Origin of the sequence: Paenibacillus sp. MAEPY2, from assembly GCF_000499205.1 — a bacterium.
Classification (GTDB): Bacteria; Bacillota; Bacilli; order Paenibacillales; family Paenibacillaceae; genus Paenibacillus; species Paenibacillus vandeheii.
This window is the reverse complement of sequence record NZ_AWUK01000040.1, coordinates 12,862-38,212: the sequence shown is the minus strand read 5'-3', so window position 1 is coordinate 38,212 and position 25,351 is coordinate 12,862. Positions and strand designations below refer to the sequence as shown.

Annotated in this window: 23 protein-coding genes; 17 read left to right on the top strand and 6 right to left on the bottom strand. The window is 48.6% G+C overall.

What is annotated here, in order from left to right; genetic code table 11:
* The first annotated feature begins 41 nt into the window (after positions 1-41).
* Positions 42-1,064, top strand: coding sequence for an MBL fold metallo-hydrolase (locus P364_RS0128650; RefSeq protein WP_024633466.1), 1,023 nt, complete (start codon positions 42-44; stop codon positions 1,062-1,064).
* A 635-nt stretch (positions 1,065-1,699) separates the two neighbouring features.
* On the opposite strand, the gene P364_RS0128645 is transcribed toward P364_RS0128650, so the two are convergent.
* Positions 1,700-2,542, bottom strand: a complete 843-nt coding sequence (locus P364_RS0128645) for a 1,4-dihydroxy-6-naphthoate synthase (RefSeq protein ID WP_024633465.1) — start codon at positions 2,540-2,542, stop codon at positions 1,700-1,702.
* Positions 2,539-3,384 (bottom strand): futalosine hydrolase, encoded by an 846-nt coding sequence (locus P364_RS0128640; protein ID WP_442952309.1) that lies wholly within the window; start codon positions 3,382-3,384, stop codon positions 2,539-2,541. Before P364_RS0128640 ends, P364_RS0128645 begins: the two co-directional genes overlap by 4 nt.
* 518 nt (positions 3,385-3,902) lie before the next feature.
* Between P364_RS0128640 and P364_RS0128635 the strand changes: the two genes are divergently transcribed.
* The 10 genes from P364_RS0128635 to P364_RS0128590 all read left to right on the top strand — a co-directional run bounded on the left by P364_RS0128635 (position 3,903) and on the right by P364_RS0128590 (position 14,726).
* Positions 3,903-4,292, top strand: coding sequence for a GntR family transcriptional regulator (locus tag P364_RS0128635; RefSeq protein WP_024633463.1), 390 nt, complete (start codon positions 3,903-3,905; stop codon positions 4,290-4,292).
* Positions 4,285-5,187, top strand: coding sequence for an ABC transporter ATP-binding protein (locus tag P364_RS0128630; protein WP_024633462.1), 903 nt, complete (start codon positions 4,285-4,287; stop codon positions 5,185-5,187). Before P364_RS0128635 ends, P364_RS0128630 begins: the two co-directional genes overlap by 8 nt.
* The gene (locus P364_RS0128625) at positions 5,162-7,189 is read left to right on the top strand and encodes a hypothetical protein (RefSeq protein ID WP_024633461.1); all 2,028 of its coding nucleotides are present in this window, start codon (positions 5,162-5,164) and stop codon (positions 7,187-7,189) included. Before P364_RS0128630 ends, P364_RS0128625 begins: the two co-directional genes overlap by 26 nt.
* A gap of 538 nt (positions 7,190-7,727) precedes the next feature.
* Positions 7,728-8,522 (top strand): hypothetical protein, encoded by a 795-nt coding sequence (locus P364_RS0128620; RefSeq protein WP_152532764.1) that lies wholly within the window; start codon positions 7,728-7,730, stop codon positions 8,520-8,522.
* 162 nt (positions 8,523-8,684) lie between these two features.
* Entirely contained in the window at positions 8,685-9,194 is a 510-nt protein-coding gene (nikR, locus tag P364_RS0128615) for a nickel-responsive transcriptional regulator NikR (protein ID WP_024633459.1), read from the top strand.
* A gap of 315 nt (positions 9,195-9,509) precedes the next feature.
* Positions 9,510-11,153, top strand: coding sequence for an ABC transporter substrate-binding protein (locus tag P364_RS0128610; protein ID WP_024633458.1), 1,644 nt, complete (start codon positions 9,510-9,512; stop codon positions 11,151-11,153).
* Between the two features lie 53 nt (positions 11,154-11,206).
* Complete coding sequence (locus P364_RS0128605; RefSeq protein ID WP_201770151.1) at positions 11,207-12,190, top strand: ABC transporter permease; 984 nt, start codon at positions 11,207-11,209, stop codon at positions 12,188-12,190.
* Entirely contained in the window at positions 12,187-13,176 is a 990-nt protein-coding gene (locus P364_RS0128600) for an ABC transporter permease (protein WP_024633456.1), read from the top strand. Before P364_RS0128605 ends, P364_RS0128600 begins: the two co-directional genes overlap by 4 nt.
* 1 nt (position 13,177) lies before the next feature.
* On the top strand, positions 13,178-14,134 hold the full coding sequence (locus P364_RS0128595; RefSeq protein WP_024633455.1) for an ABC transporter ATP-binding protein: 957 nt from the start codon (positions 13,178-13,180) through the stop codon (positions 14,132-14,134).
* Complete coding sequence (locus P364_RS0128590; RefSeq protein ID WP_024633454.1) at positions 14,124-14,726, top strand: ABC transporter ATP-binding protein; 603 nt, start codon at positions 14,124-14,126, stop codon at positions 14,724-14,726. The genes P364_RS0128595 and P364_RS0128590 overlap by 11 nt, the downstream gene beginning before the upstream one ends.
* Before the next feature lie 189 nt (positions 14,727-14,915).
* On the opposite strand, the gene P364_RS0128585 is transcribed toward P364_RS0128590, so the two are convergent.
* Together P364_RS0128585 and P364_RS0128580 are read right to left on the bottom strand one after the other, a co-directional pair.
* On the bottom strand, positions 14,916-16,112 hold the full coding sequence (locus P364_RS0128585; RefSeq protein WP_024633453.1) for a MalY/PatB family protein: 1,197 nt from the start codon (positions 16,110-16,112) through the stop codon (positions 14,916-14,918).
* Between the two features lie 312 nt (positions 16,113-16,424).
* On the bottom strand, positions 16,425-18,425 hold the full coding sequence (locus tag P364_RS0128580) for a S9 family peptidase (RefSeq protein WP_024633452.1): 2,001 nt from the start codon (positions 18,423-18,425) through the stop codon (positions 16,425-16,427).
* A 351-nt stretch (positions 18,426-18,776) separates the two neighbouring features.
* On the opposite strand from P364_RS0128580, the gene P364_RS0128575 reads away from it, so the two are divergent.
* From P364_RS0128575 to P364_RS0128550, 6 genes are all read left to right on the top strand, one after another.
* On the top strand, positions 18,777-19,346 hold the full coding sequence (locus tag P364_RS0128575) for an STM3941 family protein (RefSeq protein ID WP_024633451.1): 570 nt from the start codon (positions 18,777-18,779) through the stop codon (positions 19,344-19,346).
* Between the two features lie 38 nt (positions 19,347-19,384).
* The gene (locus P364_RS0128570) at positions 19,385-20,251 is read left to right on the top strand and encodes an aldo/keto reductase (protein ID WP_024633450.1); all 867 of its coding nucleotides are present in this window, start codon (positions 19,385-19,387) and stop codon (positions 20,249-20,251) included.
* Between the two features lie 180 nt (positions 20,252-20,431).
* Positions 20,432-20,842: a GntR family transcriptional regulator gene (locus P364_RS0128565; protein ID WP_024633449.1), complete on the top strand. Its 411-nt coding sequence runs from the start codon at positions 20,432-20,434 to the stop codon at positions 20,840-20,842.
* Complete coding sequence (locus P364_RS0128560; protein WP_024633448.1) at positions 20,835-21,533, top strand: ABC transporter ATP-binding protein; 699 nt, start codon at positions 20,835-20,837, stop codon at positions 21,531-21,533. The genes P364_RS0128565 and P364_RS0128560 overlap by 8 nt, the downstream gene beginning before the upstream one ends.
* Complete coding sequence (locus tag P364_RS0128555) at positions 21,530-22,270, top strand: hypothetical protein (protein ID WP_024633447.1); 741 nt, start codon at positions 21,530-21,532, stop codon at positions 22,268-22,270. The genes P364_RS0128560 and P364_RS0128555 overlap by 4 nt, the downstream gene beginning before the upstream one ends.
* 153 nt (positions 22,271-22,423) lie before the next feature.
* Entirely contained in the window at positions 22,424-22,921 is a 498-nt protein-coding gene (locus P364_RS0128550; RefSeq protein WP_024633446.1) for a hypothetical protein, read from the top strand.
* A gap of 177 nt (positions 22,922-23,098) precedes the next feature.
* Here P364_RS0128550 and P364_RS0128545 read toward each other — a convergent pair whose 3' ends face one another.
* Both P364_RS0128545 and P364_RS0128540 read right to left on the bottom strand, forming a co-directional pair.
* Entirely contained in the window at positions 23,099-23,992 is an 894-nt protein-coding gene (locus P364_RS0128545; RefSeq protein ID WP_024633445.1) for a WYL domain-containing protein, read from the bottom strand.
* Positions 23,940-25,295: a helix-turn-helix transcriptional regulator gene (locus P364_RS0128540; protein ID WP_024633444.1), complete on the bottom strand. Its 1,356-nt coding sequence runs from the start codon at positions 25,293-25,295 to the stop codon at positions 23,940-23,942. Before P364_RS0128540 ends, P364_RS0128545 begins: the two co-directional genes overlap by 53 nt.
* Positions 25,296-25,351: the final 56 nt, after the last annotated feature.

Here is a 25,351-nt window from a genome sequence, read left to right as displayed (position 1 = left end):
TGTGCTTTACCCCAAAAACATATACGCAAAGGAGAATTTTCATGAAGTATGGACGTATTATCCAAAAACCTCGCGTTAAATTTTTTGAAGTCGCAGATGGCGTCTTTGCCGGTATTTCGCCGTATCGCGGCATCAGTTGGGCCAATGCCGGGTTCATCAACAAGGGTGGAGGGCTGGTGTATGACACGTTCTTCGATTTGTTCCATGCGCGGGAAATGCGGGAGGCTTTTAAGGAAGTAAGCAACGGCGGCTCTCCCGCATATGTGGTGAATTCGCACTATAACAGCGACCATGCCTGGGGAAACAAAGTGTTTGAAGATGCTTGCATTATTATGCACAAGGAAGCGTCCAGAGAGCGTCTCACCGAAAATATCGCCTGGATGGACAGCGTCATCAGAAGAGGAAAGGATTCTCCGGAATCAACTTCGGGCGAGCGGTTTTTTGCAGCGGAATTTGAAGGATTCGATCTGGAAGGCGTAGAATGGGTGCTCCCGAATATTGAGATAAAGGACGATATCAACATCCGTCTTGGCGATACGGAAGTTATGATTTACAACGTAGCTCCGGCCCACTCTGACAGTGACTTGCTGCTGTGGATGCCAAAAGAAAAGGTGCTGTTCGCCGGCGATGTCGTGTTTAACGGTTGTACGGCATACAGCGAAGAGGGAACTCTCAATTGGGTTAAAGTGCTTGATCGGATTATTGATGAAATTAAACCCGAAATCGTTGTTCCAGGACATGGCGCCATCTGCGGTCTGGACTTCGTGAAGGAGCAAAGAGACTACCTCCTGAACCTGATTAGCGAGTTTAACAAGCATTACAATGACGAAATTGATACCTTGTCCCTGACCAAGCAAATTGATATTTCCCGCTTCCTTCATTGGATTCAGCCAGAACGGTTGTATGTTACAGTGGATATCCTATTGAAAAGCAAACGAGGATTACCACCCCTTCCAATTTGGAACGAGGTGCCTGCTAAGCTGGAAGACATGAAAGCTTTTTTGGCCGGAAAATATGGCGATCAGATCAAGCCATGGGACCCTATGAGTGTTTGGCAAGAATAGCAAGTTGAAGCTAGCGTAGGAAAAACAAAAAACGGCCTTGTCGCAAACGATGCGAACAGCGGCCGTTTTTTTTGAATTGTTTCACGAAATTATAATCGGCGCTTAGAACCGATTATGAAGAAAAATGGAAATGGACTTATGACTTACTAGTAGAACTCTTGCCAAACCAGCCTGCGGAAGAACGAAATAATCAACGAAGGAGTGAACGAAGGCAGAAGCGATCTAACGGATCGGCCAACCAATCAACGTACCTACGGACCAATCGTTCCACATACTAACAAGCGAAGCGCCGAATTAACGAAACTGCAGACGAGCGCTCCAGCCATCACATCTAACGAACTAGAGTCACGCTAATAAGCGGATTTCCACAGACACTGGAATCTAACGAATTTAAGGAGCGTTATTTCGCCGTTTCTTCTGTTTATTTTGTGTTTTCGCAGAGGTTTACCGGAATAACGTTACTGAGGTTCGTTAGTATCGCCATTCCGCTCGATCCTGCTTAATAAGGTGTTACCGATTCGTTAGCGCATTAGTCACGAAGATTATCAGCACGGAGACGGTACCCAACAGAAGTATAGGAACGAGATTTGGCACAGCCTCATTAATATTTTGCATCTCTGCCGGGTGAGCCAGAATTAGATCCGCAATAAATCGAGATCAAACTCGGGAACAAGTCCTTCTTTCATCGCTCGTCCAAGCAACGCTGTAATTGCTCCGTAACCGTCATCGCCCAGGTTGGCGCTGAACTCGTTAACATACAAGCCAATATGCTGCGCAGTTACATCAGGGTCCATCTCTTGTGCATGTTCCATGACGTATGCTTTGGACTCTTCCGGATGTGCCCAAGCGTATTCCACCGAGGCACGTGCCCAACCTGCAAGAGCGTGAGCATCCAGGTTGCGACGGGCAATGATCGCACCCAGCGGGATTGGCAGGCCAGTGTCGCTTTCCCACCAGTTACCGAGGTCTGTCATAAGCTTGAGATCATAGTTCTGGTACGTGAAGCGTGCCTCATGGATGACCAGTCCGGCATCAATTTTGCCATCACGGACAGCAGGCATAATTTGGTCGAATGGCATAACGACAATCTCGCCTACACCGCCGGGAACATTTTGTGCTGCCCAGAGACGGAACAGCAGGTAGGCTGTTGATCGTTCGCTCGGCACGGCAACTCGCCGTCCCGAGAGATAGGCTGGATCGGTTGTACCGTTAGCGGTAAGAACCAGTGGACCACATCCTCTGCCAAGTGCGCCGCCTGCAGGCAAGAGCGCATAATCTTTCAGCACATAAGGTAGCGCTGCATAGGATATTTTCATGACTTCAGGTGTATCTGGTCCATCCGGATTAGCGGCAAGGCCGTTGGTAATATCGATGTCCGCGTAACGGACATCCAGCTCAGGTGCACCTGGAATCAGTCCATGCACCCAGGCGTGAAAGATAAATGTATCGTTGGGACAAGGGGAAAATGCAATTTTCATGATGTAAGTACCTCCCGTAAAATGGAACTTGCAGCCTGGAGCGCATCTAGGGCGTCCTTGATGCGCCAGGCGTCGCGGTCGCGTGGACCGACCGCGTTGGATATGGCCCGCAGTTCGAGTGCAGGCACGCCGAACTGCTGGGCTGCGGTTGCCACGCCGAAGCCTTCCATGCCTTCGGTGGCGGCATCCGGCACGCGGCGCAGCAGCTCCGCGGCCGTCTCGGCAGTTCCGGTCGCCGTGGATACGGTGACCGCCGTGCCTCCGCTGACAGCGAGCCCTGCCCGCTGCAGCTCATGGCGCAGGCGTGCGGCAAGCGCCGCGTCCGCCGCCACTCGGGACGAGCCGAAGCCGAGCTCGTCCACGCTTAGGAAGCCGTCTGGCGTCTGCGAGCCCAGATCGGCGGCAACCATGGCGTCGGCTACCACGAGGGAGCCGACGGCCGCCCGGCCGGGGAACCCGCCGCCGATGCCGGTACTGACCACCAGCGTGTACGCTGGGGTCAGTCCGGTCCCGGCAAGGGACCCCGGCCTTGAGGATGCGGCAGATACCTGTGCCGCATCGGTTTCGCTTGGCGCTGCGGAGCCTTGCGACAGCGCATTGGGGCCAGCCGCCGCTGAGGCAAATGCCAGCGCGGCAGCGGTTCCTGCTGCGGCAGAGGCAGGGCCTACACCCGCAGCAATCACATCAAAGTGCGCAGCTTGGTCACCCAGGCCGCGCAGTACAGCCTCTTTTTCCGCATCAACGGCGGTTACGATTAATACACGCTTTATCTCAGCTGCTGATGCCGAGTATGTTTCTGGGCTGCTTGCCAAGCTTGCAGTTTCTGGGTGATTAAATTGTATAGAATCATTCTGGTTCTGTTCATTCATCCCGGATTCTCCCTTATGAAGTGTTAGATTCAAAGCTCTAATAGGCAATATGTACGCATATAGCGGACGCTGAGAGCACTGTACAGACAACAAGCGAAGCGAGCAATGAACAAGCACATATTTCTTTTCCATCATACCGGAAGGGCAAAGATCAGAACAAGTTTTGAACGTATTTAACTCGAAAAGCAGCTTGACTAACTGTAACAACATTCGGCATGACCATACCCGTCCCTCGAACTAATCTGACGCCCCAAAAAGGCCTGTTTTAATTGCAGAATGATTTATTTCCTTTAGCCTTATATGTCATTTCAATCATATATAAACCTAACGCGAAAAATACGATAAGTCAAAGTAATTGGTTGACAATCTGTATCAACTGTATTAATAATGGTAGTACAGTTGATACACCTTGGTGTTGGAACCAATATACTTCATATACAGTCATCGTTCATTGATAGGGTATTACAACATTTATAGAGAGGAGGTGCGGGATGTTCGAATTGGATGTACGCAGCCGTAAGGCGATCTATGAGCAGCTGGTGGACAAAATCAAAGAAATGATCGTGTACGGTGTTCTCCAACCCGATGAGCAGCTGCCTTCCGTTCGCACGCTGTCCGGGCAGCTTACTGTTAATCCGAATACGATTCAGAAAGCGTACCGGGAACTTGAACGTGAAGGCTATATTTATTCATTACAGGGAAAAGGGAGCTTCGTATCATCGTCCGTGGAACATCCGAATGCAGCCATGAGAGATGAAATCAGAGCGGCTCTGGTGAAGCTGATTGCGGAAGCATCGTATTCCGGTTTGACCAAAGCCGATATGACGCTTTTATTTGAGGAAGCGATGGCCCGTATAGAAAAGGGGGAGCCGAATGATTGAGCTGAACCAGGTCATCAAAGCGTTTGAACAGGAAAAGGCAGTGGATGGTGTAACGTTGCAGGTACATAAGGGGTCCATCTATGGTTTGCTTGGTTCCAATGGGGCAGGCAAGACGTCGTTGCTCAAAATTATGGCAGGCATCTATCGACAGGACAGCGGCACGGTTCGCATGGATGGGCAAGAAATATATGAAAATATGGATCTCAAGGGCCGCACCATTTTTATGGCGGATTCCCCGTACTTTTTCCCACAATCGTCCATCCATCAGATGGCGGCCTTCTATCGTACGGTATATCCGCGTTGGAATGAGGAAAGATTCGTACAGCTCAGCAGTGTATTTAAACTGGATGTCAAAAGAAAACTGCATCGCATGTCCAAAGGCATGCGTCGTCAGGCAGCCGTATGGCTTGGACTCAGCTGTATGCCAGAAGTGCTGCTCATGGATGAGCCGATCGATGGACTTGATCCCGTCATGCGGCAGCAGATCAAGAATCTGCTGTTCCAGGAAGCAGCGGAGCGTCAAGTGACGATTGTGATTTCGTCCCACAATTTGCGTGAGATTGAAGACCTGTGCGACCATGTTGCCATCATGCACAAAGGCCGGATTATCGTAGAGAAAGATCTGGATGATCTGAAGGCGGATACGCATAAAATTCAAGTGGCTTTCCGTCATCCAGATCATGCCAAGGCAATGGATGAACAGGTGAATATTTTACATGAAGAGAAGCGGGGGAGTGTATCCCTGTTTATTGTGAAAGGCAATCGCGAGGCTGTGACGGAACGATTCCGTGCATTGGATCCGTATCTGCTGGATGTGCTGCCGCTGACGCTGGAAGAAATATTTATCTATGAAATGGAGGATGCAGGATATGATATTCAACCGATTGTTCTGTAACCGGGGCATCCTGTTCCAAAATTTCAGGCAGCATGGGTGGATCGGCATCTTGTACCTGATCACGTTGTTGTTTTCACTACCGCTTTATATCGCGACGGAGTACCGGGAAGTGCCCCAGCAGATAACAAGTTTGTTTCAGGCGAATGGAGAGGTACAGATTCTGTTTGCCATTACGCTTCCGGTAGCTGCGGGTATTTTTCTGTTCCGGTATGTGCAATCCGGTGCACCTTCGGATCTGTTCCACAGTTTGCCGCTGCGTCGCAAGCATCTGTTAACCGTTAATTTGTTGACAGGATTTATGATGATCCTGCTTCCAATCTGGATAACAACTGCCATTACTGGCTGGGTATGGGGCGTTTTGGATCAGCCCGCGTTTATATTCGGAGGTAGTTCAATCTGGATGTGGGGCCTCAGTATGAGCATTTACTCGTTGTTTATGTTCATGTTAACTGTGGTGGTAGGCATGTGCATTGGACAGTCCGTATTGCAGGGACTCACCGTGTACGCGCTTTTGTTGTTGCCTGTTGTCGTATGGTTCATTTTATCTCTGCATCTCCAGCATTACCTGCTTGGATATCCGTACGATGATGTTGGACGTAATGCAGAAAAAATATCTTTAGTCCTTCGCATGGCTTCAATTAGTGGAGCTCCTGTGATCGGTTGGGAACTTATTATTTATTCATTATTGACACTGTTGTTCATCCCGCTTTCTTATGTATTCTATGCGAAGAGACAGGTGGAGTCTGCTACCCAAGCGGTGACGTTTACGCTGGTTAAACCCATATTCCGATTTGGTTTAATGTTTACGCTGGTTTTAATTGGCGGAGCCTACTTCACCATTATTGCTCCAAGGGAATCATCGGGGTGGGGCATCTTCGGATATATCCTCGGTGGTATTGTCGGTTATATTGTTGCCGAGATGATTATCCGCAAGACGTGGCTCATCTGGAGCAGCAAGCTGCTGCCCAAGTTTGCTTTATATGGTATCGTGGCTGGATTGATTCTGTATGTACCCGTCGCTGATTGGAACGGATATGCCGCCCGTGTGCCTGAGCTGAACAAAGTTAACAGTATCAAGCTTGGAGGGGAACGGTACACCTATACTAACGGTGTATCACAGAAGATGGATGATGCTCCATTCTATTCAAATGATGCAGAATATATGGAAGCTGTACTTGCCCTCCACCAAAAGATCGTGGATTCGGACCTTCCTCTGCTGGATGCTTCCTTCAATCAAGGTATGCGTAATGACGAGTATGTGTTTATTAACTACAAGCTGAATAACGGCAAGGTAATGAAACGTAAGTACTACATTCCGGAAGCCGAATTCCATCAGGAATTGATGGCCCTGAAGCAGTCTCGGGATTATAAAAAATTCACATATGATACCTACAAGCTGGAAGAGGACGCACTGAGTATCGGGCTTCGCTCCACGATTAGCTCTTATCGAAAAGTGTACATCAGCAATCCAGAACAAGTCCGTGAATTCAAGGAATTGTTGAAACAGGATATTTTGGATCAGACGTATGAAGAACAGCGCTCCCCATGGCAGTCTTTTGCATTCGCGGAAATGAATCAGGAGTCATCATCTTCTAATTCTAATCAGCCGAAGGAAATGTGGAATTTTGAAATCAAACCCAACTTCGAACGAGTGCTGGCATGGTTGAAAGAGAACCATTTATATGATCAGCTTCAAGTCCCAGCAGACGAAATTGCTTCGGCGCAATTTGCGAAGCAGGAGATCGATAGTCCAGGAAATCCGAAGACGATTTATCCACAATCAGAGTATATTGACGATAATTTGAATGGCAACAAGCAGGTCGCTACTAAAAATAAAAAAATTATCAGCCAACTGCTCAAGCGTCAACGGTCCGGTTATCAAACAGAGAGAGATACCATCTATCAGATCAAGTTGAATGTCACCCGCGGGGAGAACATCTACATGATACTGAAAGAAGAAGACCTGACAGAAGAGATGAAAGCCATCCTGGTCGGACAGTAAGACAATCTTTAAGCGGGAAGGGTTCTCCCGATAAACATGTAGATTTCTCAATCTGACTTGACCAGATACAACGAATGGAATATATTAGAAAAAGGAATGATTCGATTTGAAATGATGACTGTTTCAGCGAATCCCATATGGAACGGCTTATGAGGGAAGCACCCGTAAGAGCAGGCAATACGCCTGACTTGCGGGTGCTTTTTTTGTTTTTTGGCAGTTTTTATTTCAGGGAGCGTAATCGAATCACACTGCAAAGATACATCCAGCAGTTTCTACTATCTATTCATATTGAAGGGAGCAGAAGAGAATGCAAAATGGAGTTTTGGAGGAAAATGCAAGTCATCAGGCGGATCTTTGTTCGTGTTCAACACAAATCAGAGAACAGGGCATAATTGAGGCGGATGAAGACAAGCAACAGATTATGAATCAATCCCGTATGAGGAGCTTGAGCAATCATAGTTTCATGAGCAACCGATACGGGGCACGCCCTAACCTTCTTGCTAACATATGGACCCGTATGAGCTTGGGGCTCATAATCATGTTCAGTATGAGTGTAATTTATTATTCCTCCATAGCTGAAGCGGCGGCGGGTCCTGAGCTTGGTGTAACCGCACAGAAAGCATGGGAGACCATGCTGAACAAGGCCGATTCACACACCAAGTTGTCCCTGCAACGAGCGTACGAGAATGTAGGGAACTGGACGACGCAAGAGCAAACTTGGGAACAAAAGACAAAGACCATTCATGCCGCCAATACCAAGGAGCTGGAGCAATTACGTATAAATATAAGGCAAATCGATGATGTAAAGATCGCGGGTCTAGCCGAAAAGGTAAAACAAACCGAGGTCCGCTATGAGCCTTTGTTTGCCTTGTACAGTTCAGTGAACAGGCAGCTCGACGCCGCCCAAGCGGTCAAAAACAAGGAATGGAGTGCAGCTATTCGAACCCAAGCGGATACGTTGAAACCTGTTGTTCAGCTTGCCCGAGAAGACATTCGTTTCAAGAAAAAGGAGCTTGCCGAAGCCCGCAAACGGAAAAGTACAGAAGTGAAACGGCTGCGCACTTTACTGGCTGGAGCCGATCAGGTGAAGAAGCAGATTCAAACGGGCAAAAAACAGGCGAGCCTGTCGAAAGAGCGATATTCAAACGCATTACAACAGTTCAAACAGAGTACGAAGCAAGGCCAGTCGTCACGTGTATTAAGTTCGCTAAACTCATTGGCTGCAGCGGCAGAGAAATGGGCAGTCTCCAAACAACATATTTATTCACTGGAACAGAAGGTAAGTGCTACCTATGCGAAAGTCAGTCAGGAACTGACCAAGAGACCTAAATAAAAGTACACCATCAAAGCGCCATAAAAACATCATAACAAACAACCTATCTCACCGCACTGTACTATACTATCCTTTCTGCCACTACCGAAAAACAACAGTATAGTCGATGAGAAGACAGGACTATGGTACACTCGAAGCAAACGAGGCGGCAGGAGGATATGAATGGCAGACAAAGAAGATTTGACCCGGTTCGGTGTGGCATTTCCCACGCCTCTGATTGAACAGTTTGACAGGTATATTGAAAAGCAGGGATACAAAAATCGTTCGGAAGCTTTCCGTGATTTGGTCCGCAAAACATTGCTGGAGCCTTCTGCATTGCATGCCGAGCAGGATGTAGCCGGAACCATTGAGATGGTGTATGACCACCATATCAGTGATCTCCCTATTCGGTTGATGGAGCTGCAGCATGAGGCGCACCATGACATCATCTCCAACATGCATGTGCACCTGAACCATGATCAGTGTTTGGAGGTGATTGCGGTCCGGGGTAACCTGGGACGATTGCGTCATCTGCATCAGCAGATTCAGGTTCAAAAAGGAGTACTGTATGCAGAGCTGTCTGTAACGTATGTGGATGAGCTTAACAAAATGGCAAGCCATCATACTTACAGTCATGATCATAGTCACAATCAACAAAGTCCTCATCATCATTCTGATTCTTCATCGGAGTAACTTTGAATTCTCAACAAGCTATTCATTGGCTTCAGCTGACTTTGCCCATAGCCCCGTGATTAGAACAACAGATTATTGGTCCAATACCGATAACTGTTGTTTTTATTTGTTACAATACCTCACTTCAAACGGCGAATCACCTTGCCTAAATCTCAATGAATCCCTGTTCATCTCATTTTAATTCCCTATAAATGAAAATAAATGGATTTTGAAGTTAAGTTTGTTGACACTATAAAACTGTTTTGTGCTACAATTTTCAAAAAAAGTAACACGGAATTGGATTGGATAGTGAAAAATAAAGGGGGAACAGCGTAGATGCGCGAATTTTCATGGGGGAAACGATCGGTTAGAGCGGGATTAGGCATTTTACTTATATGTACCGTTGGATTATCGGGATGTACACAGGGGAAATCATCCACAATAGAGAACGCCCAGCAGGCGGCTTCTCTTCCCAAAGACGAATTGGTGCTGGCTGTTGGTACGGAACCGGAAGGCGGATTTGATCCAACTACGGGTTGGGGACAGTACGGTTCGCCACTCTTTCAGAGTACCTTGCTGAAAAGGGATGCCAAGCTTCAACTGGTCAATGATTTGGCTACAGACCATTCCGTCAGTAAAGATGGACTGATCTGGACCATCACATTACGAGATGATGTAAAGTTCTCCGATGGCGAGCCACTGACGGCCGAAGATGTCAGGTTTACGTTTGAAACGGCGGCCAACAGCGGATCGGTCATCGATTTGACCAATATGGCTAATGTGGAAGCCCCAGATGCGACAACGGTCGTCTTCACATTAAAGTCGCCTCAGTCCACATTTATCAGTCTGCTGACTACACTCGGTATTGTACCTGAGCACGCCTATGGTTCTGATTATGCCGAGCATCCGATTGGGTCTGGTCCTTACAAGCTGGTTCAGTGGGATAAGGGTCAGCAGGCGATCGTTGAGGCGAACGAGCAATACTACGGGGAAAAGTCTACATTCCATAAACTGACGTTCCTCTATCTTGATGAGGATGCAGCCTTTGCGGCGGCGCAGGCCGGTACAGTCGATATCGCGGCTATCCCGGCGGCGTTCAGCAAGCAGCAGGTGAACGGAATGAAAATGGAATCGGTAAAAACAGTTGATAACCGGGGCATCATGTTCCCGATGCAACCCTCAGGCGCTAAGTCTGGTGACGGCCTGCCAGCAGGTAACGATGTTACGTCCGACATCTCCATTCGCAAGGCGGTGAATGTGGTAATTGACCGAACTGCTTTGGTAGAAGGAGTACTGGAGGGGCATGGTCGTCCGGCCTATTCGGTCAGTGATGATTTGCCTTGGGGCAATCCGGATTCTGTATTCGCAGATGCGGATGTGGCTGAAGCGAAGCAGATTTTGGCTGATGGCGGCTGGGTGGATACAGACGGTGATGGGATTGTGGAGAAGAACGGCACGAAGGCCGAGTTCAATCTGCTTTATTTTGCAGGGGATTTAACGAGACAATCACTGGCTCTGGCTGCTGCGGATATGGTAGCCGAGGCAGGGATCAAGATCAATGTGGAGGGCAAGAGCCGCGAAGAGACAAAAAAGCTGGCCTATACCAATGCCGTATTATTCGGCTGGGGAAGTCATGATCCGCTGGAAACCTACAACCTCTACAGCAGTACTCATAAAGGCGAAGGGTATTACAACACTGGATTGTACAGTAATCCAACCGTGGACCACTGGATGCAGCAGGCGCTCCAAGCGACAACGGAAGAAGAGGCATTGCCCTTCTGGCAGAACGCGGAGTGGGATGGATCGACAGGATTCAGTTACCAGGGAGATGCGCCATGGGCATGGCTGGTGAACATTGATCATCTGTATCTGGTGAAGAATGGTCTGAGTATCGGTGAACAGCAGATCCATCCACATGGTCACGGCTGGCCGGTGACATCCAACCTGGAGGAATGGTCTTGGGATGACGATTTGAAATAGAAACTCTGCGATAGCAATAGCCTGAATTGGGGAGAGATTGGATGGAGGACAGGATGGGGTGGACCAGATTCGTCGGATTTAAAATGCTGCGGCTTGTATCTTTGCTGGCAGGAGTCAGTGTGGTGTCTTTTGTATTGATGCAATTCTCTCCAGTGGACCCGGTGGAGGCATATATTGGTGGAGACATGATTAGGGTGAGTGCAGAGCAGCGCAGTCTGATTGAAGAACGTTGGGGGCTCAATGATTCACCAATAGAACGGCTGTTTACTTGGGGAGAGGCACTCATTCAAGGAGATCTGGGAACATCGATGATCTATAGGCAGCCGGTTGCAGACATCATCCAGGAACGGTTCATGAATTCTGTCGCTCTTATGGCGGTAGCATGGATGTTATCTGGTCTGATTGGTTTCGGCCTGGGTGTCGTTGCTGCCATGAGGCGGGATTCGCGGCTGGATCGTCTGATCTGTTGGTACTGTTACACACTGGCTTCCACACCGGTATTCTGGATTGCGTTGTTACTGCTTATGGTATTCGGTGTATGGCTTGGCTGGTTGCCAATTGGACTTGGTGTACCTGCGGGTATGGCAGCAGATCAAGTGACGTGGGGGGATCGGGCCATACACATGATTCTGCCTGCGCTGACATTGAGTCTGACGGGCGTCGCCGCCATTGCCTTGCATACCCGGCAGAAGCTGGTGGATGTGCTGGACTCGGATTTTATTCTTTTTGCGAGGGCGCGAGGTGAGCGAGGTGTGCAACTGTTTCGTCGTCATGGGTTCAGGCATGTGGTACTGCCAGCTCTGACGCTGCAGTTGACTTCATTTAGTGAATTGTTCGGTGGGGCTGTACTTGCGGAGCAGGTGTTTTCCTACCCCGGCCTGGGGCAGGCCACGGTTCAGGCGGGATTGCGCGGTGATGTACCGCTGCTGCTGGGACTTGTGTTGTGCAGTGCGATGTTTGTGTTTACAGGCAATATGCTGGCTGATATTTTATACCGGTTCATTGATCCGCGTATGAAGGAGGAGACGATAGGATGAAGCAAACATTGGAACGTCCCTCCCGACCTGTGGCTCAGATTGCACAGCATCCGAAAGTTAACTCTGCCAAAAGTGAGGCGGGGAACAAGAGAAATTGGAGGTCAGTACATCCACGTACTCATGGTCGGAAAGGGTATCCCGATCCCGGCGTCAGCATTCCACGTTTCCGTAATCCGCGCAAATGGGCGCTCATTTGGGGCAGCCTGGGCGTGATCTGGATTGCCATCGTGTGGCTGACAGGCAGACTGCTTCCCGCTGAATCGACGCTGACATCCTTAATGGATCGGAATCTGGCCCCAACTTGGGCTCATCCTTTTGGAACGGATTGGCTGGGACGTGATATGTTCATGCGCACCTTAAAAGGATTGGCAACGAGCATTCAGGTGGGGCTGCTTGCGGCTTGTGGCGGCGGGTTTATCGCGCTGGTATTGGGTCTGGCTGCTGCTTTGGGAAAGACTGCTGATCGGGTCATCTCCTGGATCATTGACCTCTTCCTGAGTGTTCCTCATCTGGTATCGCTGGTGATGCTGGCCTTTGTGTTCGGTGGAGGTTTGCGTGGGGTAGCGTTAGCGATTGCCCTGACTCATTGGCCGAATCTGGCCCGGATTGTCCGGGCAGAGATGATTCAGCTGAAATCAGCAGAGTATATTCACATTTCACGCAGGTTGGGTCATTCGCGAATACGAATTGCGGTGCAGCACATGCTGCCGCATCTGATTCCGCAGCTGTTCGTGGGTGTGCTGCTAATCTTCCCTCATGCCATTCTGCATGAGGCAGCGATTACGTTTCTGGGGCTGGGGCTGTCGCCGCAGCAGCCAGCGATCGGTATTATTTTGTCAGAGTCGATGAGATATTTGTCCGCAGGCATGTGGTGGCTGGCCTTTTTCCCGGGACTCGCATTGTTGTTGGTTGTTCGTGCGTTTGATGTACTGGGCGGTAGTCTGAAGACAATAACGGGTACCGGCAGTTCAAGGGAGGTAGGATAACATGGCTCTTCTGGAAGTGCAGGGTGTATCGGTTTCGTTCCGGCGTGCGCGGGGATGGTTTGGGCACGAGGAGAACCTTGTAATACAGGATCTGGACCTGTCTGTGAATGAAGGCGAGATTGTAGCGGTTGTAGGGGCAAGTGGATCTGGCAAAAGTGTGTTGGCGCAGGCGATCATGGGCATTCTTCCTGCCAATGCCAAGCTGGAGGGCCGGATAAGCTATGCGGGCGAACCCTTAACCCTGGAGCGACAGCTTCATCTGCGTGGAGATGAACTGGTGTACATTCCACAATCGGTCAGTTATTTGGACCCGTTGTTGAAGGTAGGCAGGCAGGTTCATCCGGTAAGCCAAAAGTCAGGACGAAAGCATCGACCGACATCCCGATCCGTAATGCAAAAAGCAGAGCAGGAACTGACGGGACACTATGGATTACCACAGGGCACCTCGGGCAAATATCCGTTTGAATTATCAGGCGGCATGGCTCGTCGCGTGCTGATGGCAACAGCCACTTCGGGTGAGCCGAAATTAATTATTGCGGATGAGCCAACACCTGGCATACATCCCGAAGTGCTGGCTGAAACGATGAAGCATTTTCGTCAATTGGCCAATGAAGGTGTTGGCATCCTTTGGATTACCCATGATATTACGACTGCCCTGACGGCAGCTGATCGCATATCCGTATTTTACGCAGGCTCCAATGTAGAGACGGCGCAGGTTTGTGATTTTACAGGTAAGGGCGAACGGTTACGACATCCATACACGAAGGCGCTCTGGAGCGCTTTGCCGCAAAACGAATTTCAACCTCTGTCGGGTACCCAGCCTATAGCAGGCCGGCAACGGATAGAAGGATGCTCATTTGCACCACGCTGCATCGGAGCGACCACGGCTTGCACAAACGAACGTCCTGAGCTGCGCAAGGTGCGCGGTGGGGAAGTGAGGTGCATTCATGCCACTTGAGGCTCGAAAGACAAGTTATCGTTATAGTAAAGACGCTTGGGTATTTCAGAATATAAGTCTGGAAGTACAGCAAGGGGAATTCGTTGGCTTGTGGGGGCCCAGTGGTTGTGGCAAAACAAGTCTGGGACGTATCCTTGCAGGTTATGTGGAACCGTTGGCAGGTCAAGTGCTGCTGGATGGGAAGCCGCTTCCTAAAACCGGCCCCTGTCCGGTGCAGCTAGTATTCCAGCATCCAGAGAAAGCGGTAAATCCTCGCTGGCGGATGCACCGTGTCTTGAAAGAAGCGGCGATTGAGGATGAGAAGCTGCTCGATGACTTGGGGATCCAAACGAATTGGCTGGAGCGGAGGCCCGGTGAATTGTCAGGCGGCGAATTGCAGCGCTTCTGTGTAGCGCGCGCACTCGGCTTAGCAACTCGATACGTGATCGCCGATGAGATGACCACTATGCTGGATGCGATCACCCAGGCACAGATCTGGCATAGCGTGATGAACATCGCGCGTCAGCGTAATCTGGGACTGCTGATTATCAGCCATGATAGAGTGTTGCTGGACAGGTTATGTGATCGCATTATTCAAATGCCAACGTCGTAGTTTGCTGGATATCAGTATTTTGTATCATTCGATTTCTATAATGGGTACAAATTATAAAAGGGCGTCCGGGTAGTCCATCATGACATTAATCATGAAATTGACTACGGGACACCCTCTTTACAATTTTAACGCACTATACAGGGTCTATTAGCTGAAATTCTGAAAATATAGCTTTGCACCTGATTGAACTCATTCCGCCGACAGCCTGCCCACCAGCACTGACAATCTGCGCATGGCTTCTTCTACTGTTGAACGTGGACAGGCCACATTCATGCGCATGTATCCTGTGCCTTCCACTCCGAAAATGCTCCCATCATTGAAAGCGAGTCCCGCTTCCTTGAGCAGCATCGTACACAGTTGTGCATGCGGGATATTCAGCTTCCGGAAATCCATCCACAGCAGGTAAGTTGCTTCTGGAAGTTGGATTCCGATTTGCGGCATATGCTCAACGACGTATTCTTGCACGTATTCCATATTTCCACGGATATAGGCAAGACAGTCATCCAGCCATTCTTCAGCACCATTGTAAGCCGCTTCGGCTGCCACTGCTCCCAGCGTGCTGATGTTGGCAAGCCCCATCGTTTTCACGCCCTGCATGAATGATTCTCGCAGCTTGGCATTTGGAATGATGATATTGGAGGTACAGAGACCGGGAATGTTGAATGTTTTGCTTGGTGCTGTACAGATGATGCTGAGATCAGCGACAGCTTCGGAAATAAGAGCTAGTGGCGTATGTGCACCTTGTTGGTGTACCAGATCGGCATGAATCTCATCCGAAACGATGAGTATATCATATTGCACGCAGAGTGCAGCAAGGTTCTGAAGTTCTTCACGAGTCCATACCCGTCCAACCGGGTTGTGAGGACTGCACAGAATCAGCATTTTGACCCGACCCGTCTTCAGGCAGGATTCCAGATGCTCCAGATCCATAGCGTATTGTCCATCGTTCTCCACTAATGGATTGGTCATCAGCTCTCTGCCCTGACCGCGGACCACTTCATAGAAGGGGGCATATACCGGAGTCTGGATTACTACCGCATCTCCCGGTTCAGTGAAACGTTGTACAGCAATGCTGAGTGCAGGCACAATCCCCGGGGTGAATACGATCCATTCATCGTTAATACTCCAGTTGTGACGCCGATCCATCCATCCCGATAGCGCTGCGTGATACGCATCTGTTCTCACCGTATAGCCAAAAATCCCATGCTCCATGCGAGTCTTCAGCGCCTGAATGACCGAGGGTGGAGCGGCGAAATCCATATCGGCAACCCACATGGGGAGCGCATCTGCGACGCCAAAAATCTCTTCAAGCGCATCCCATTTCTCTGATCCTGTGGAGAGCCGACTAATCGGCTCGTCAAATGGTTGATTATTGTTCTTGTTCATGACTTGAATCCCCCTTGATATCCGTTCCTTCGACTACAATCGACAGATTATTATCTAATAAATTGGCTGATTTCGCAACTTGTAACCAGCAGATAGATTCCATTTTGTAAGGGGCTATTTCCAGGACTTTTGTTCATGTAGAAACAACCCAAATGTGAACACAGTAAAAACCACCAGAAAAGGTCAAGATGATGACCCTTCTACTGATGGTTTTTGCTGATCCATTGTTCTTCTTTCCCAGGAAGAGATGAGGAGCAAGAAGAAGTTTAATTATTTATTTTTATTTCATAGTTAAGCGATCTTATGATGGCATTACAGGTGCTCATTGAACCATCCAGCAATATGCTCCAGCCGACGTACCCTTAAGTGTGGGTGACCTCCGCGGGACAACTCGTGATTGGCTCCCGGGAAACGAACGAACCGAGTGGTCTGTTTGCGTCGCTTCAAAGCAACATACAACTGTTCAGCCTGTTCAATCGGACAACGCAGATCCTGCTCACCATGCAATATCAGGAGCGGGGTGTTGACGTTGCCCACATAGGCAAGCGGGGAGTGTTTCCATAATTTCTCGGTGTCATCCCACGCATTACCGCCAATCTGGTCCTCCGTGAAAAAGAATCCAATATCACTGACCCCGTAGAACGAGAGCCAGTTCGAGATCGAACGCTGAGTGACGGCTGCCTTGAAACGGTCGGTATGTCCAACGATCCAGTTGGTCATGAAGCCGCCATAACTGCCGCCAGTGACGCCAAGACGGGACTCGTCAATAAACGGATATCGGGATAACGCATAATCCATGGCTTCCATCAGATCACGATAATCCCCACCGCCATAGTCACCCCGGCAGGCATTCACGAACTGCTGTCCGTATCCGAGGCCACCCCGCGGATTGATGTATACAACAGCGTATCCTTGTGCTGCGAGGATCTGGAACTCATGCATAAACGTGAACCCATACATCATATGTGGACCGCCATGAATTTCAAGGATGGTTGGGACTTTGACTCCTTCCACCATGCCAGCTGGTTTCAGCATCCAGCCTTGCAGTCGTAAGCCGTCAGAGGAATCGAACCAGAAGGTCTCTGGTGTGCTCAGCTGAATTTCTTCTTCCAGTTGGGGATTGCTATGGGTTAATTGTATAGATTGGGCCCCTGTATCTTCAGGCTGAGTATATAAAAAGAGATCGCCAGGACTTAATACGTCTGCTACGGCAGCCACAATCTGTCCATTTTCCAGCTCGGCAAACTGGTAGAACTCTTTCTCGTCCGGCAAGATATATTCGGCATGACTGCCGTCCCTTGCAAATCGGGCAATTCGGACACTGCCTTCAATAGTAGCAAGACAGAGAATGGATGAACCATCACGACTGAACACCGGACCCGTATTGGTTAAGTGTGAGCGCATATCACCGACAAGGCTGTGATTCATCTGTACATCCCAATCCTTGCTCAGACATACGGGTTTGCCGCCTGAGATCGGAAGGGTATAGAGCTTGACCAGCGTAGCATTTCCATAGGAGCGGTCACTGGCAAGCAGCGCAAGGGATTGTCCATCAGGTGCGTACGTCAGCCGCCCGAAAGAGTATCCTTCCGGGGTCAACTGCTGCATGTCAGATCCGTCAGCCTTGGCACGATACACATGGTTCGTCAGGGTGTAATCGTTATGCTGCTCGCCCTCTTCAGGCATCTGAGCGATCCAGGCAATGGACTCACCGTCTGGCGACCACGCATAGTCCCCAACGTCATAATGGCCTGTAGTTACAGGGATAGCCTCTCCGCCTTCGGCTGGAACACGGAAGAGATGGGTGCGTCTGCCATTCCACAGTCCGCCACTGTCGGACTTCATTCGAATACGATCCACAACAAGTTCTTGCAGCAGTTTTTTATCTGAATCTTCGGTTTCATCTTCGTTTTTCTTGCTCATGTCCACCGATGATTTAACCAGTAAAGTAAGTCCATCCGGCGACCAGAGCAGGGAACTGACTCCATGCTTCAAATGGCTGATTTGCTGTGCTTCTCCACCATCTGAGGCGATCAGCCACACTTGTGTTTTGCCTTCATGCTCTCGTAAAAAAGCAAGCTGTGAGCCATCCGGTGACCATGCAGGAGCATGATCCTTATCTCCAGATGTGAAAGGCCTGTCCTTCTGGTTCTCCAGATGGAGGAGTCTCAGGTGAGAAGAGTAACCGTCCCGTGCCTCATTTGTTTTTCGGCTTACATATACCAGTTGTCCACCCTGAGGAGACGGAGTTGGATCATTAACCCAAGTAATCTGAAAAAGATCTTCCGATGTTATGCCGCGCAGACTGTTCATTGTTTGTCCTCCCACCATGAATCAGAATATGTTAATTTCCTAACCTTTCCATTTATATTAACGGAAAGCATGAGGCAGGACAATACGATTGTGAACCAACGTTTTCCTATTTCTTAACAATATCACCTGCGCCGAAAAGGAATTATTGGAAGCATGACGAATCCTAATGTTGAATAGTCATGAAATGGACGAAATGTGTCAAAAAATGTTTTTTTATTTAATTTAATTTAATTTAATTCTATTTAATGAACAATGCCATTTGAGTATATTTGGTAACAGCTCATTCAATGAGCTGAACCCTGTTTATATAGATCATTCTTGTCTCAGTCACCATGAAGGAGGAGCATCACATTGTCCACATCCTATGATCAACAGCACGTGGAATACCCGAGCCGGAAACGCATGGCATTGCTAACAGTGGGGGCGGCACTTTTTGTAGCAGCCGGATTTTTTTTGATGTTTGATGATTCTTCAACAATGGGATCCGCTATTTCTTCCGTTATAGGCTTGTTCTCCATTTTGTTTTTTGGGCTTTGTCTTTGCTATAGTTTGGTAAAGATGATTAAGAAGGAACCTTCCTTTGTTGTTGATGAGCATGGCTTTGTGGATTCCTCTTCTTACACATCTGGAGGGATAATTGCCTGGAAAGATGTTGAGAGTATTTTTATGTATGAATTCATGGGACAGAAGATGATTGGGGTTAAACTATGGGACGAAAATGCCTTTCTGGATCGCCAGAATGGGATGAAACGCAAATTAATGTTGGTCAACAGCAGCATGGTCGATGCTACCGTAAGTATTGCTCAGAACAGCCTCACGTTACCGCTGGATCAGTTGTATACGATGATGGTGGAGCGTTGGAAGCGATCGAATGAAGGGGCGAATGAGGGCAATAGCTTTGATCTGCTTAATAATGAATAGATAGGGAAGAATAGCATTCTCAGATTGGAGGAGTATAGATGAAACGAGGAAATCAAGCTCACACGATCCAGCTATCCGATGGAACAACACTGCCTGCAATTGGACAGGGAACCTGGTACATGGGTGAGAAGCAATCCAGTCGGAGAGAAGAAGTTCAGGCACTGCGTTATGGGATTGAACGTGGTATGACAGTGATTGACACGGCCGAGATGTATGCGGAAGGCGGGGCAGAAGAGGTTACTGGTGAGGCGATAATGGACTGTCGGGATGATGTATTTCTGGTATCCAAGGTGTATCCTCATCATGCGGATCGGAAGCAAATGATCACCGCTTGTGAGCGCAGCCTCTCACGTCTGGGTACAGATCGCCTGGACTTGTACTTGCTGCACTGGCGTGGGGGTGTACCGTTGGAAGAGACGGTCGAAGCGATGGAACAGCTGAAACAATCGGGTAAAATTCTGCGTTGGGGTGTCTCCAATCTGGACAAAGAGGACATGCAGGAACTATGGAACATTCCAGAGGGTAAAAACTGTGCAGTGAATCAGGTTCTGTATCATGCGGCTTCCAGGGGGATTGAATACGATCTCCTACCCTGGCTACGGGAACGTCATGTTCCTGTGATGGCGTATTGCCCGCTGGCTCAGGGTGGCAGGCTCCGGAAAGAGCTGCTGGAGCATCCAACCATCCTTGACATTTCCCGTGATCGAGGAGTTAGTCCATCGCAAATCGCGTTATCCTGGGTTATCAGGGATGGTGATGTACTTGCGATCCCGAAAGCTGTACAGTTGGATCATGTTGCAGAAAATGCGGCGGCGATGCATGTTACTTTGACTCAAGATGAAGTGGTTCGGTTAAACGAGGCATTCCCTGCACCTAAGGGCAAAGTGCCTTTGGATATTGTATAGATAACTTCTGATTAGGTTGGACACCTCATATCATGATCATAGTCAGAAGAATCAAGAGCAGATCTCAGGATCTGTTCTTTTTTTTGTATAGAAGGCAATTTAAATAAATGGGCTTTACAACACCAAATCACTAGTGTACTATGTAACTAACACACAGATACAGAGAGGAGCGAGAATATTGTGAGCATCGAATTTGACAACAACTTGCCCATCTACCTGCAGATCATGCAGTACATCAAAAGACAGATCGTAACAGGCACACTTAAGGCAGGCGATAAAATTCCTTCGGTTCGTGAATTGGCGGCCGAATTACAGATTAATCCCAATACGGTGCAACGGACATTCCAGGAATTGGAGCGTGAAGAAGTGGTCGAAACCAAACGGGGTCTGGGCCGATATGTGACAAGTGAGGAGTCGAAAATTATGACGATCAAAAAAGAGATGGCTGGCGAATTGCTGGAGCGTTTTCTGACAGGAATGCAGGAGCTGGGCATTGATGAACAGGACATCGTAACCATCGTGGCTGATGCTGTTGCAGACGGAAGGCAGTCACTGGGTCGCGATGGAAGAGGAGGAACATTGAATGAGTAATATTCTTGAGCTGAACAATATAAACAAAACGTATGGCAGCAAGAAGGCCCTTCATGACATCACATTGGATATCGCACCAGGCCGAATTGTAGGTTTGCTGGGCAGCAACGGAAGTGGCAAAAGCACCCTGATGAAGCTGGTTGCAGGCTTGCTGCACCCCAGCAGCGGAGACATTCGCGTAACCGGAAAACCGGTTGGATTGGAAACCAAGTCGCTGGTATCCTTTATGCCGGACCGGCCATTGACCGAGAATTGGATGAAGGTCCGGGATGCAATTGCATACTACCGTGATTTCTATGCTGATTTTGATGAAGTTAAAGCCAGAGAGATGCTTGAATTTATGAAGCTTGAAGAGGGAGTTCGGGTACGGCATTTGTCGAAAGGCATGAATGAACGACTACAACTAACACTGGCTCTTTCCCGCAAGGCTCGCCTCTATTTGCTGGATGAACCGATTGGCGGTGTAGACCCGGTTGCCCGGGGCAAAATTCTGGACGCCATTGTGAAGTTCTACGATGAAGACAGCAGTCTGATCATTTCTACGCATCTTGTAACGGATATCGAACGAATTTTTGATGAAGTAATCTTCATTCGTGAAGGTGAAATGGTGATGCGTGAAGAGGTTGAGACCCTGCGTCTCAAGTACGGAAAAAGTGTGGATGAAATGTTCAAGGAGGTCTATGCAGAATGATGACGTTGCTGAAGTACGACTTTAGAAGGAATTGGAACATACTGCTTGCCGGGCTGGCAGTATTGATTATCGTGCAAATTGGGCTGGCAATGTTCATGTCAGATATAACAGGCAGCGTTATAGGTGTTATGGCATATGTCGGAGTAGGCGTGTCTATTTATGTGAAGATGATTAAGACGTACTGGTCCAATATCCGTTCGTATAATCGCCGTCTCGTTCCCGTAACAGGACTGTCTCACGTTTTGTCTCCTTTAATATTCGGAACGCTTTGCGGGCTGGGACTGATGGTTGTAGCTACCATTCATTACTTCATCTTCAGTGCAACGCACACAGATATGAACTTGGTCAGTGCCATTAATATGTCGGGCATTCATGTTTCCGAGATCATTTCCTTGCTGTTGTTTGTCTGGTGGGCAGTTTTGTTCATAACCGTCATCATCTTTCTCTCCATATCCATTGGAGGCAGCTTCCGCTTTAAAACAGGGCCATGGATTAGTATCATTGCATTCTTCGTATTAACCAATCTCATTAGCTGGTTGGAGAATATTATCTTCTCAGGTCGTTTTAACCCGAATGAATTATTTCAGGTCACGGAAAAAAGTACAGGGATCTCTATTACGTCCAATCGGATCTTGTGGTCACAGGGAACATGGTGGAGTGTTATATTCGAAATCATCGTGGCTGTGATTTTGGTTGCAGCTGCCGTATACCTGAATAATAAAAAAGTGGAAGTGTAAGTAAAAGTAAAAGTAAAAGTAAAAGTTCTGTCAGCTGCAGGTTGAGCTGACAGTTTTTTTATTTTGAAGCATTTCCCAGTTCTTATACGTAAATAGGGATATATGTCTTTTGCAATAAGGGAGAACATTTATTTCTTATGAGGGAGGAATTCCATGGAACTCTATTTCAGAGATAATTTCTTTAATGCAGGGTACACCGAGATTATGAACCATGAACAGGAGCAGGCGGGTCATCTCGATTTGAAAAGTGCCTTTGGTTCATCGCTTGATGTATTCGATAACTCGGGACTCATTTGCAGTGGTAAATTCCGCATGTTAAGTAACCGTTGGGATGTGACCTCAGCCGATGGAAGGGAATGGGGGGGCTTACGGGCGAGGATTAGCTTCTTCAGCAAAAAGTATGAGTACGATGCCGGACGGCGTGGTGTGTATGATGTCTCCGCTCCAGCGTTTTCACAGGAATATGATATCACCGGGATGGGCGGCAAAATTGTGGCAAGCTTCAGGCGTACAAGTGGCTGGTTCGGTTCAGGTGCGTTTGTGTTAGACAACCAATCCGAACATCTGGATACGTATGAATTGATTGCCGTTGTGATGGGTGTGCATGCGATTAACAAAAGAAGGAATTCAGCTGCCAGTAACGGCACGTAGAAGCAGACGAGTGGAGTGGGATAGTGCCAGGTACTCGAATAGAGCCTGCTCAGTTCGTTAAACGTTCGTATCGCAAATCATCAAAAGGGCTTCCCCATCATCTTCATGACTATGGGGAGCCCTTTGTGTATTGTGGAAATTTATCAGCAACTATTGGCCCATCAGTTGACGTGCACGTTAGGCAGAGTCACTTCCGTCTGCCTCGATGAAAGGCTCCTCCACATGCTGGCTCCGCACTCCTTCATAAGTTCGTTCAGGCTGTAATTCAGTCCCAGATTCCGCATAGCGTGCCAGCACTTTGGCGGCTGTCTCAGACATTCGCGCTCGAAGGGCAGCATTGTCTGCGATCCGTACCCGTTTGCCCAGAAAACGCATTTTGGACAGCACATAATCCATCTCATTCCGAGGAATCGTCAGCTCAATTCGATAGGTTTGTTGTTCTTCTTCATATTCAACCTGCTTCTCGAAGCAAGAGAAGGCGTATAGAATCCGCGATAACTCCTGGTTGAATTCAGGCAGTACTTCAATGGTCACGGTTGTCTTCCGGTTCTCCGTCAAATTAGCGATTTTGGTAGCATATTGAGAGGCAAACTCCGGTTCAACATTCTGAGCCTGCACCGCAATAATGCTGTGCAGTTTGGTTGACATCAGCTTGCCGAAGCGTGGAGCATACCAGAGCACGTACCATTCCTTTTTGACCATGGAATATTCGAGCTTGTAGGGAAATCCGAACTGATCCTGGCTGATGCGTCCATTGCGGACACGCCCTGTCAAACGAAACCCCTGATGATGCAGAATCAGCTGCCGTAATGGTTTGAGCAGCGGATGAAAGACGCTGTTTTCTTCACTTTTGGCCTTTTCGGTCAGATAATCCTGAAGGTCCAGATCCTGCTCCGCATCCAGCATGTCATGCATTTTGTGCAACGTGTCGGGGTTCAGCGCTTCCGGTGCAGCAGGGTGATTCAGCATCATGCGCAGCCAGGCTCGTTCCTGTGAGGTCCAGGTGAACAGTCCGGTTTCATTCAATCTCGTCATCATCTGATAGTTGAACATCTTCTCGAACAGATTCATAATATTGCGCAATCTCCTTCCATTCCTTAATCATCTCCTGACGCAGCCTCTGTGGAGCGATCACCTCGCAGCTTGAGCCAAAACTCCGAAGCCACGGCTTAATCTCGGTGGTACCGTTGACCTGAATTTCATACAGAAAGGTATGTTCCGTTTCGGGCGTAATCGTTCCCCATTGACCTTGCAAACGTACACGGTCCAGAATGAAGTTACGCTGACCATCCCGTGGATGGAAGAATCGGGCTTGAACCGTCACGGTGTTTCCCGTATCCACCAGCCAGCTGTAGCGGCTGCTCTCGGCCCACTGCTGCTTCAATTCGAGCATATATTCTTCTTCAATTGCATCCTGTTCCTCCAGCTGCGTAATGCCTTCCATCCGAAATTTCACAAAGCCACGGCGCCCTTGATATCCAATGACATACCAGCGGCCATACTGATGATCATAGACCACTTCAAGGGGGATGATCCGGTTGGATCGTCCGCCTGCTTCCCGTTCAAAGCGTGGATTCGTATTCTGCGAGCTGTAGCTGGACGGTTTTTTGGGTGAATAATACAGGAACTGCACATGTTTTCGTTGTCGAATTGCACTAAGCAGGGTGTACAGATGAGCTTCGTCCAGAATGCGGGAATAATAGTGGTACTTGTATATAAATGGTTCGGTGGCTTCTTCCTGCGGATAGCTTGCAGCAATGGCTTTTTTGAGACTGTCGCGTAATAAATAACCCTGTACGGAAGGAACCTGGGTGTTCGCCATAATATCCACAAAATCATACAGCTCCAGCTGTTCTTCCACGGTTAGCCCCGTAAGTACATCCTGCTGCAAAAGGTAACGATAAGGTCTACCGCCGGGTTCCTTGCGAATTACCCCGACTTCTTCCAAATACTTCAGATCTAAACGAATCGTCTTTTCGTCAGGCAAAGCCAGATCCTCCGGCAGATCTGCGCAGCAGGCGTCCAACAGTTCCATAGCGGTCAAAGCTTGGTCTTGTAAGGTATGCAAAAGGACGGATAGACGCTGAACTTCAGTCTCTTTCATCGACTTGGCACGAAATAGGAAGAGCAGCATAGGCTCAGCGGATTCCCCATACTGGAAGCGTACGAGCTCTGCCATTTCTTTATTTTGTTCCGAACCGGTGCGTTGGTCGGCGACGGACTGCATGATTTCTTTTAACCTGCGTTGGGTTTTATCAAAAGTATGTACGGATATGCCGAGCCGCTCGGCGTATTGTTTACGGTTGTACGCGCCGCTTGTCAGGGACAACATGCGCAGAAATTGAATTTCTTTGTCAAAGCTCTCTTTAGCCATGAGCATTCACTCCTTGTTATCCCTTCATTGTATCAGGATGAGTGGCTGGTTTCATT

What these genes read in the sequence shown, in the direction of transcription:
- P364_RS0128650 (WP_024633466.1), top strand. Translation starts at nt 42, where the DNA reads ATGAAGTATGGACGTATTATCCAAAAACCTCGCGTTAAATTTTTTGAA.
- P364_RS0128645 (WP_024633465.1), bottom strand. Translation starts at nt 2,542, where the DNA reads ATGAAAATTGCATTTTCCCCTTGTCCCAACGATACATTTATCTTTCAC.
- P364_RS0128635 (WP_024633463.1), top strand. Translation starts at nt 3,903, where the DNA reads ATGTTCGAATTGGATGTACGCAGCCGTAAGGCGATCTATGAGCAGCTG.
- P364_RS0128630 (WP_024633462.1), top strand. Translation starts at nt 4,285, where the DNA reads ATGATTGAGCTGAACCAGGTCATCAAAGCGTTTGAACAGGAAAAGGCA.
- P364_RS0128625 (WP_024633461.1), top strand. Translation starts at nt 5,162, where the DNA reads ATGATATTCAACCGATTGTTCTGTAACCGGGGCATCCTGTTCCAAAAT.
- P364_RS0128620 (WP_152532764.1), top strand. Translation starts at nt 7,728, where the DNA reads ATGTTCAGTATGAGTGTAATTTATTATTCCTCCATAGCTGAAGCGGCG.
- nikR (WP_024633459.1), top strand. Translation starts at nt 8,685, where the DNA reads ATGGCAGACAAAGAAGATTTGACCCGGTTCGGTGTGGCATTTCCCACG.
- P364_RS0128610 (WP_024633458.1), top strand. Translation starts at nt 9,510, where the DNA reads ATGCGCGAATTTTCATGGGGGAAACGATCGGTTAGAGCGGGATTAGGC.
- P364_RS0128605 (WP_201770151.1), top strand. Translation starts at nt 11,207, where the DNA reads ATGGGGTGGACCAGATTCGTCGGATTTAAAATGCTGCGGCTTGTATCT.
- P364_RS0128600 (WP_024633456.1), top strand. Translation starts at nt 12,187, where the DNA reads ATGAAGCAAACATTGGAACGTCCCTCCCGACCTGTGGCTCAGATTGCA.
- P364_RS0128595 (WP_024633455.1), top strand. Translation starts at nt 13,178, where the DNA reads ATGGCTCTTCTGGAAGTGCAGGGTGTATCGGTTTCGTTCCGGCGTGCG.
- P364_RS0128590 (WP_024633454.1), top strand. Translation starts at nt 14,124, where the DNA reads ATGCCACTTGAGGCTCGAAAGACAAGTTATCGTTATAGTAAAGACGCT.
- P364_RS0128585 (WP_024633453.1), bottom strand. Translation starts at nt 16,112, where the DNA reads ATGAACAAGAACAATAATCAACCATTTGACGAGCCGATTAGTCGGCTC.
- P364_RS0128580 (WP_024633452.1), bottom strand. Translation starts at nt 18,425, where the DNA reads ATGAACAGTCTGCGCGGCATAACATCGGAAGATCTTTTTCAGATTACT.
- P364_RS0128570 (WP_024633450.1), top strand. Translation starts at nt 19,385, where the DNA reads ATGAAACGAGGAAATCAAGCTCACACGATCCAGCTATCCGATGGAACA.
- P364_RS0128560 (WP_024633448.1), top strand. Translation starts at nt 20,835, where the DNA reads ATGAGTAATATTCTTGAGCTGAACAATATAAACAAAACGTATGGCAGC.
- P364_RS0128555 (WP_024633447.1), top strand. Translation starts at nt 21,530, where the DNA reads ATGATGACGTTGCTGAAGTACGACTTTAGAAGGAATTGGAACATACTG.
- P364_RS0128550 (WP_024633446.1), top strand. Translation starts at nt 22,424, where the DNA reads ATGGAACTCTATTTCAGAGATAATTTCTTTAATGCAGGGTACACCGAG.
- P364_RS0128545 (WP_024633445.1), bottom strand. Translation starts at nt 23,992, where the DNA reads ATGAATCTGTTCGAGAAGATGTTCAACTATCAGATGATGACGAGATTG.
- P364_RS0128540 (WP_024633444.1), bottom strand. Translation starts at nt 25,295, where the DNA reads ATGGCTAAAGAGAGCTTTGACAAAGAAATTCAATTTCTGCGCATGTTG.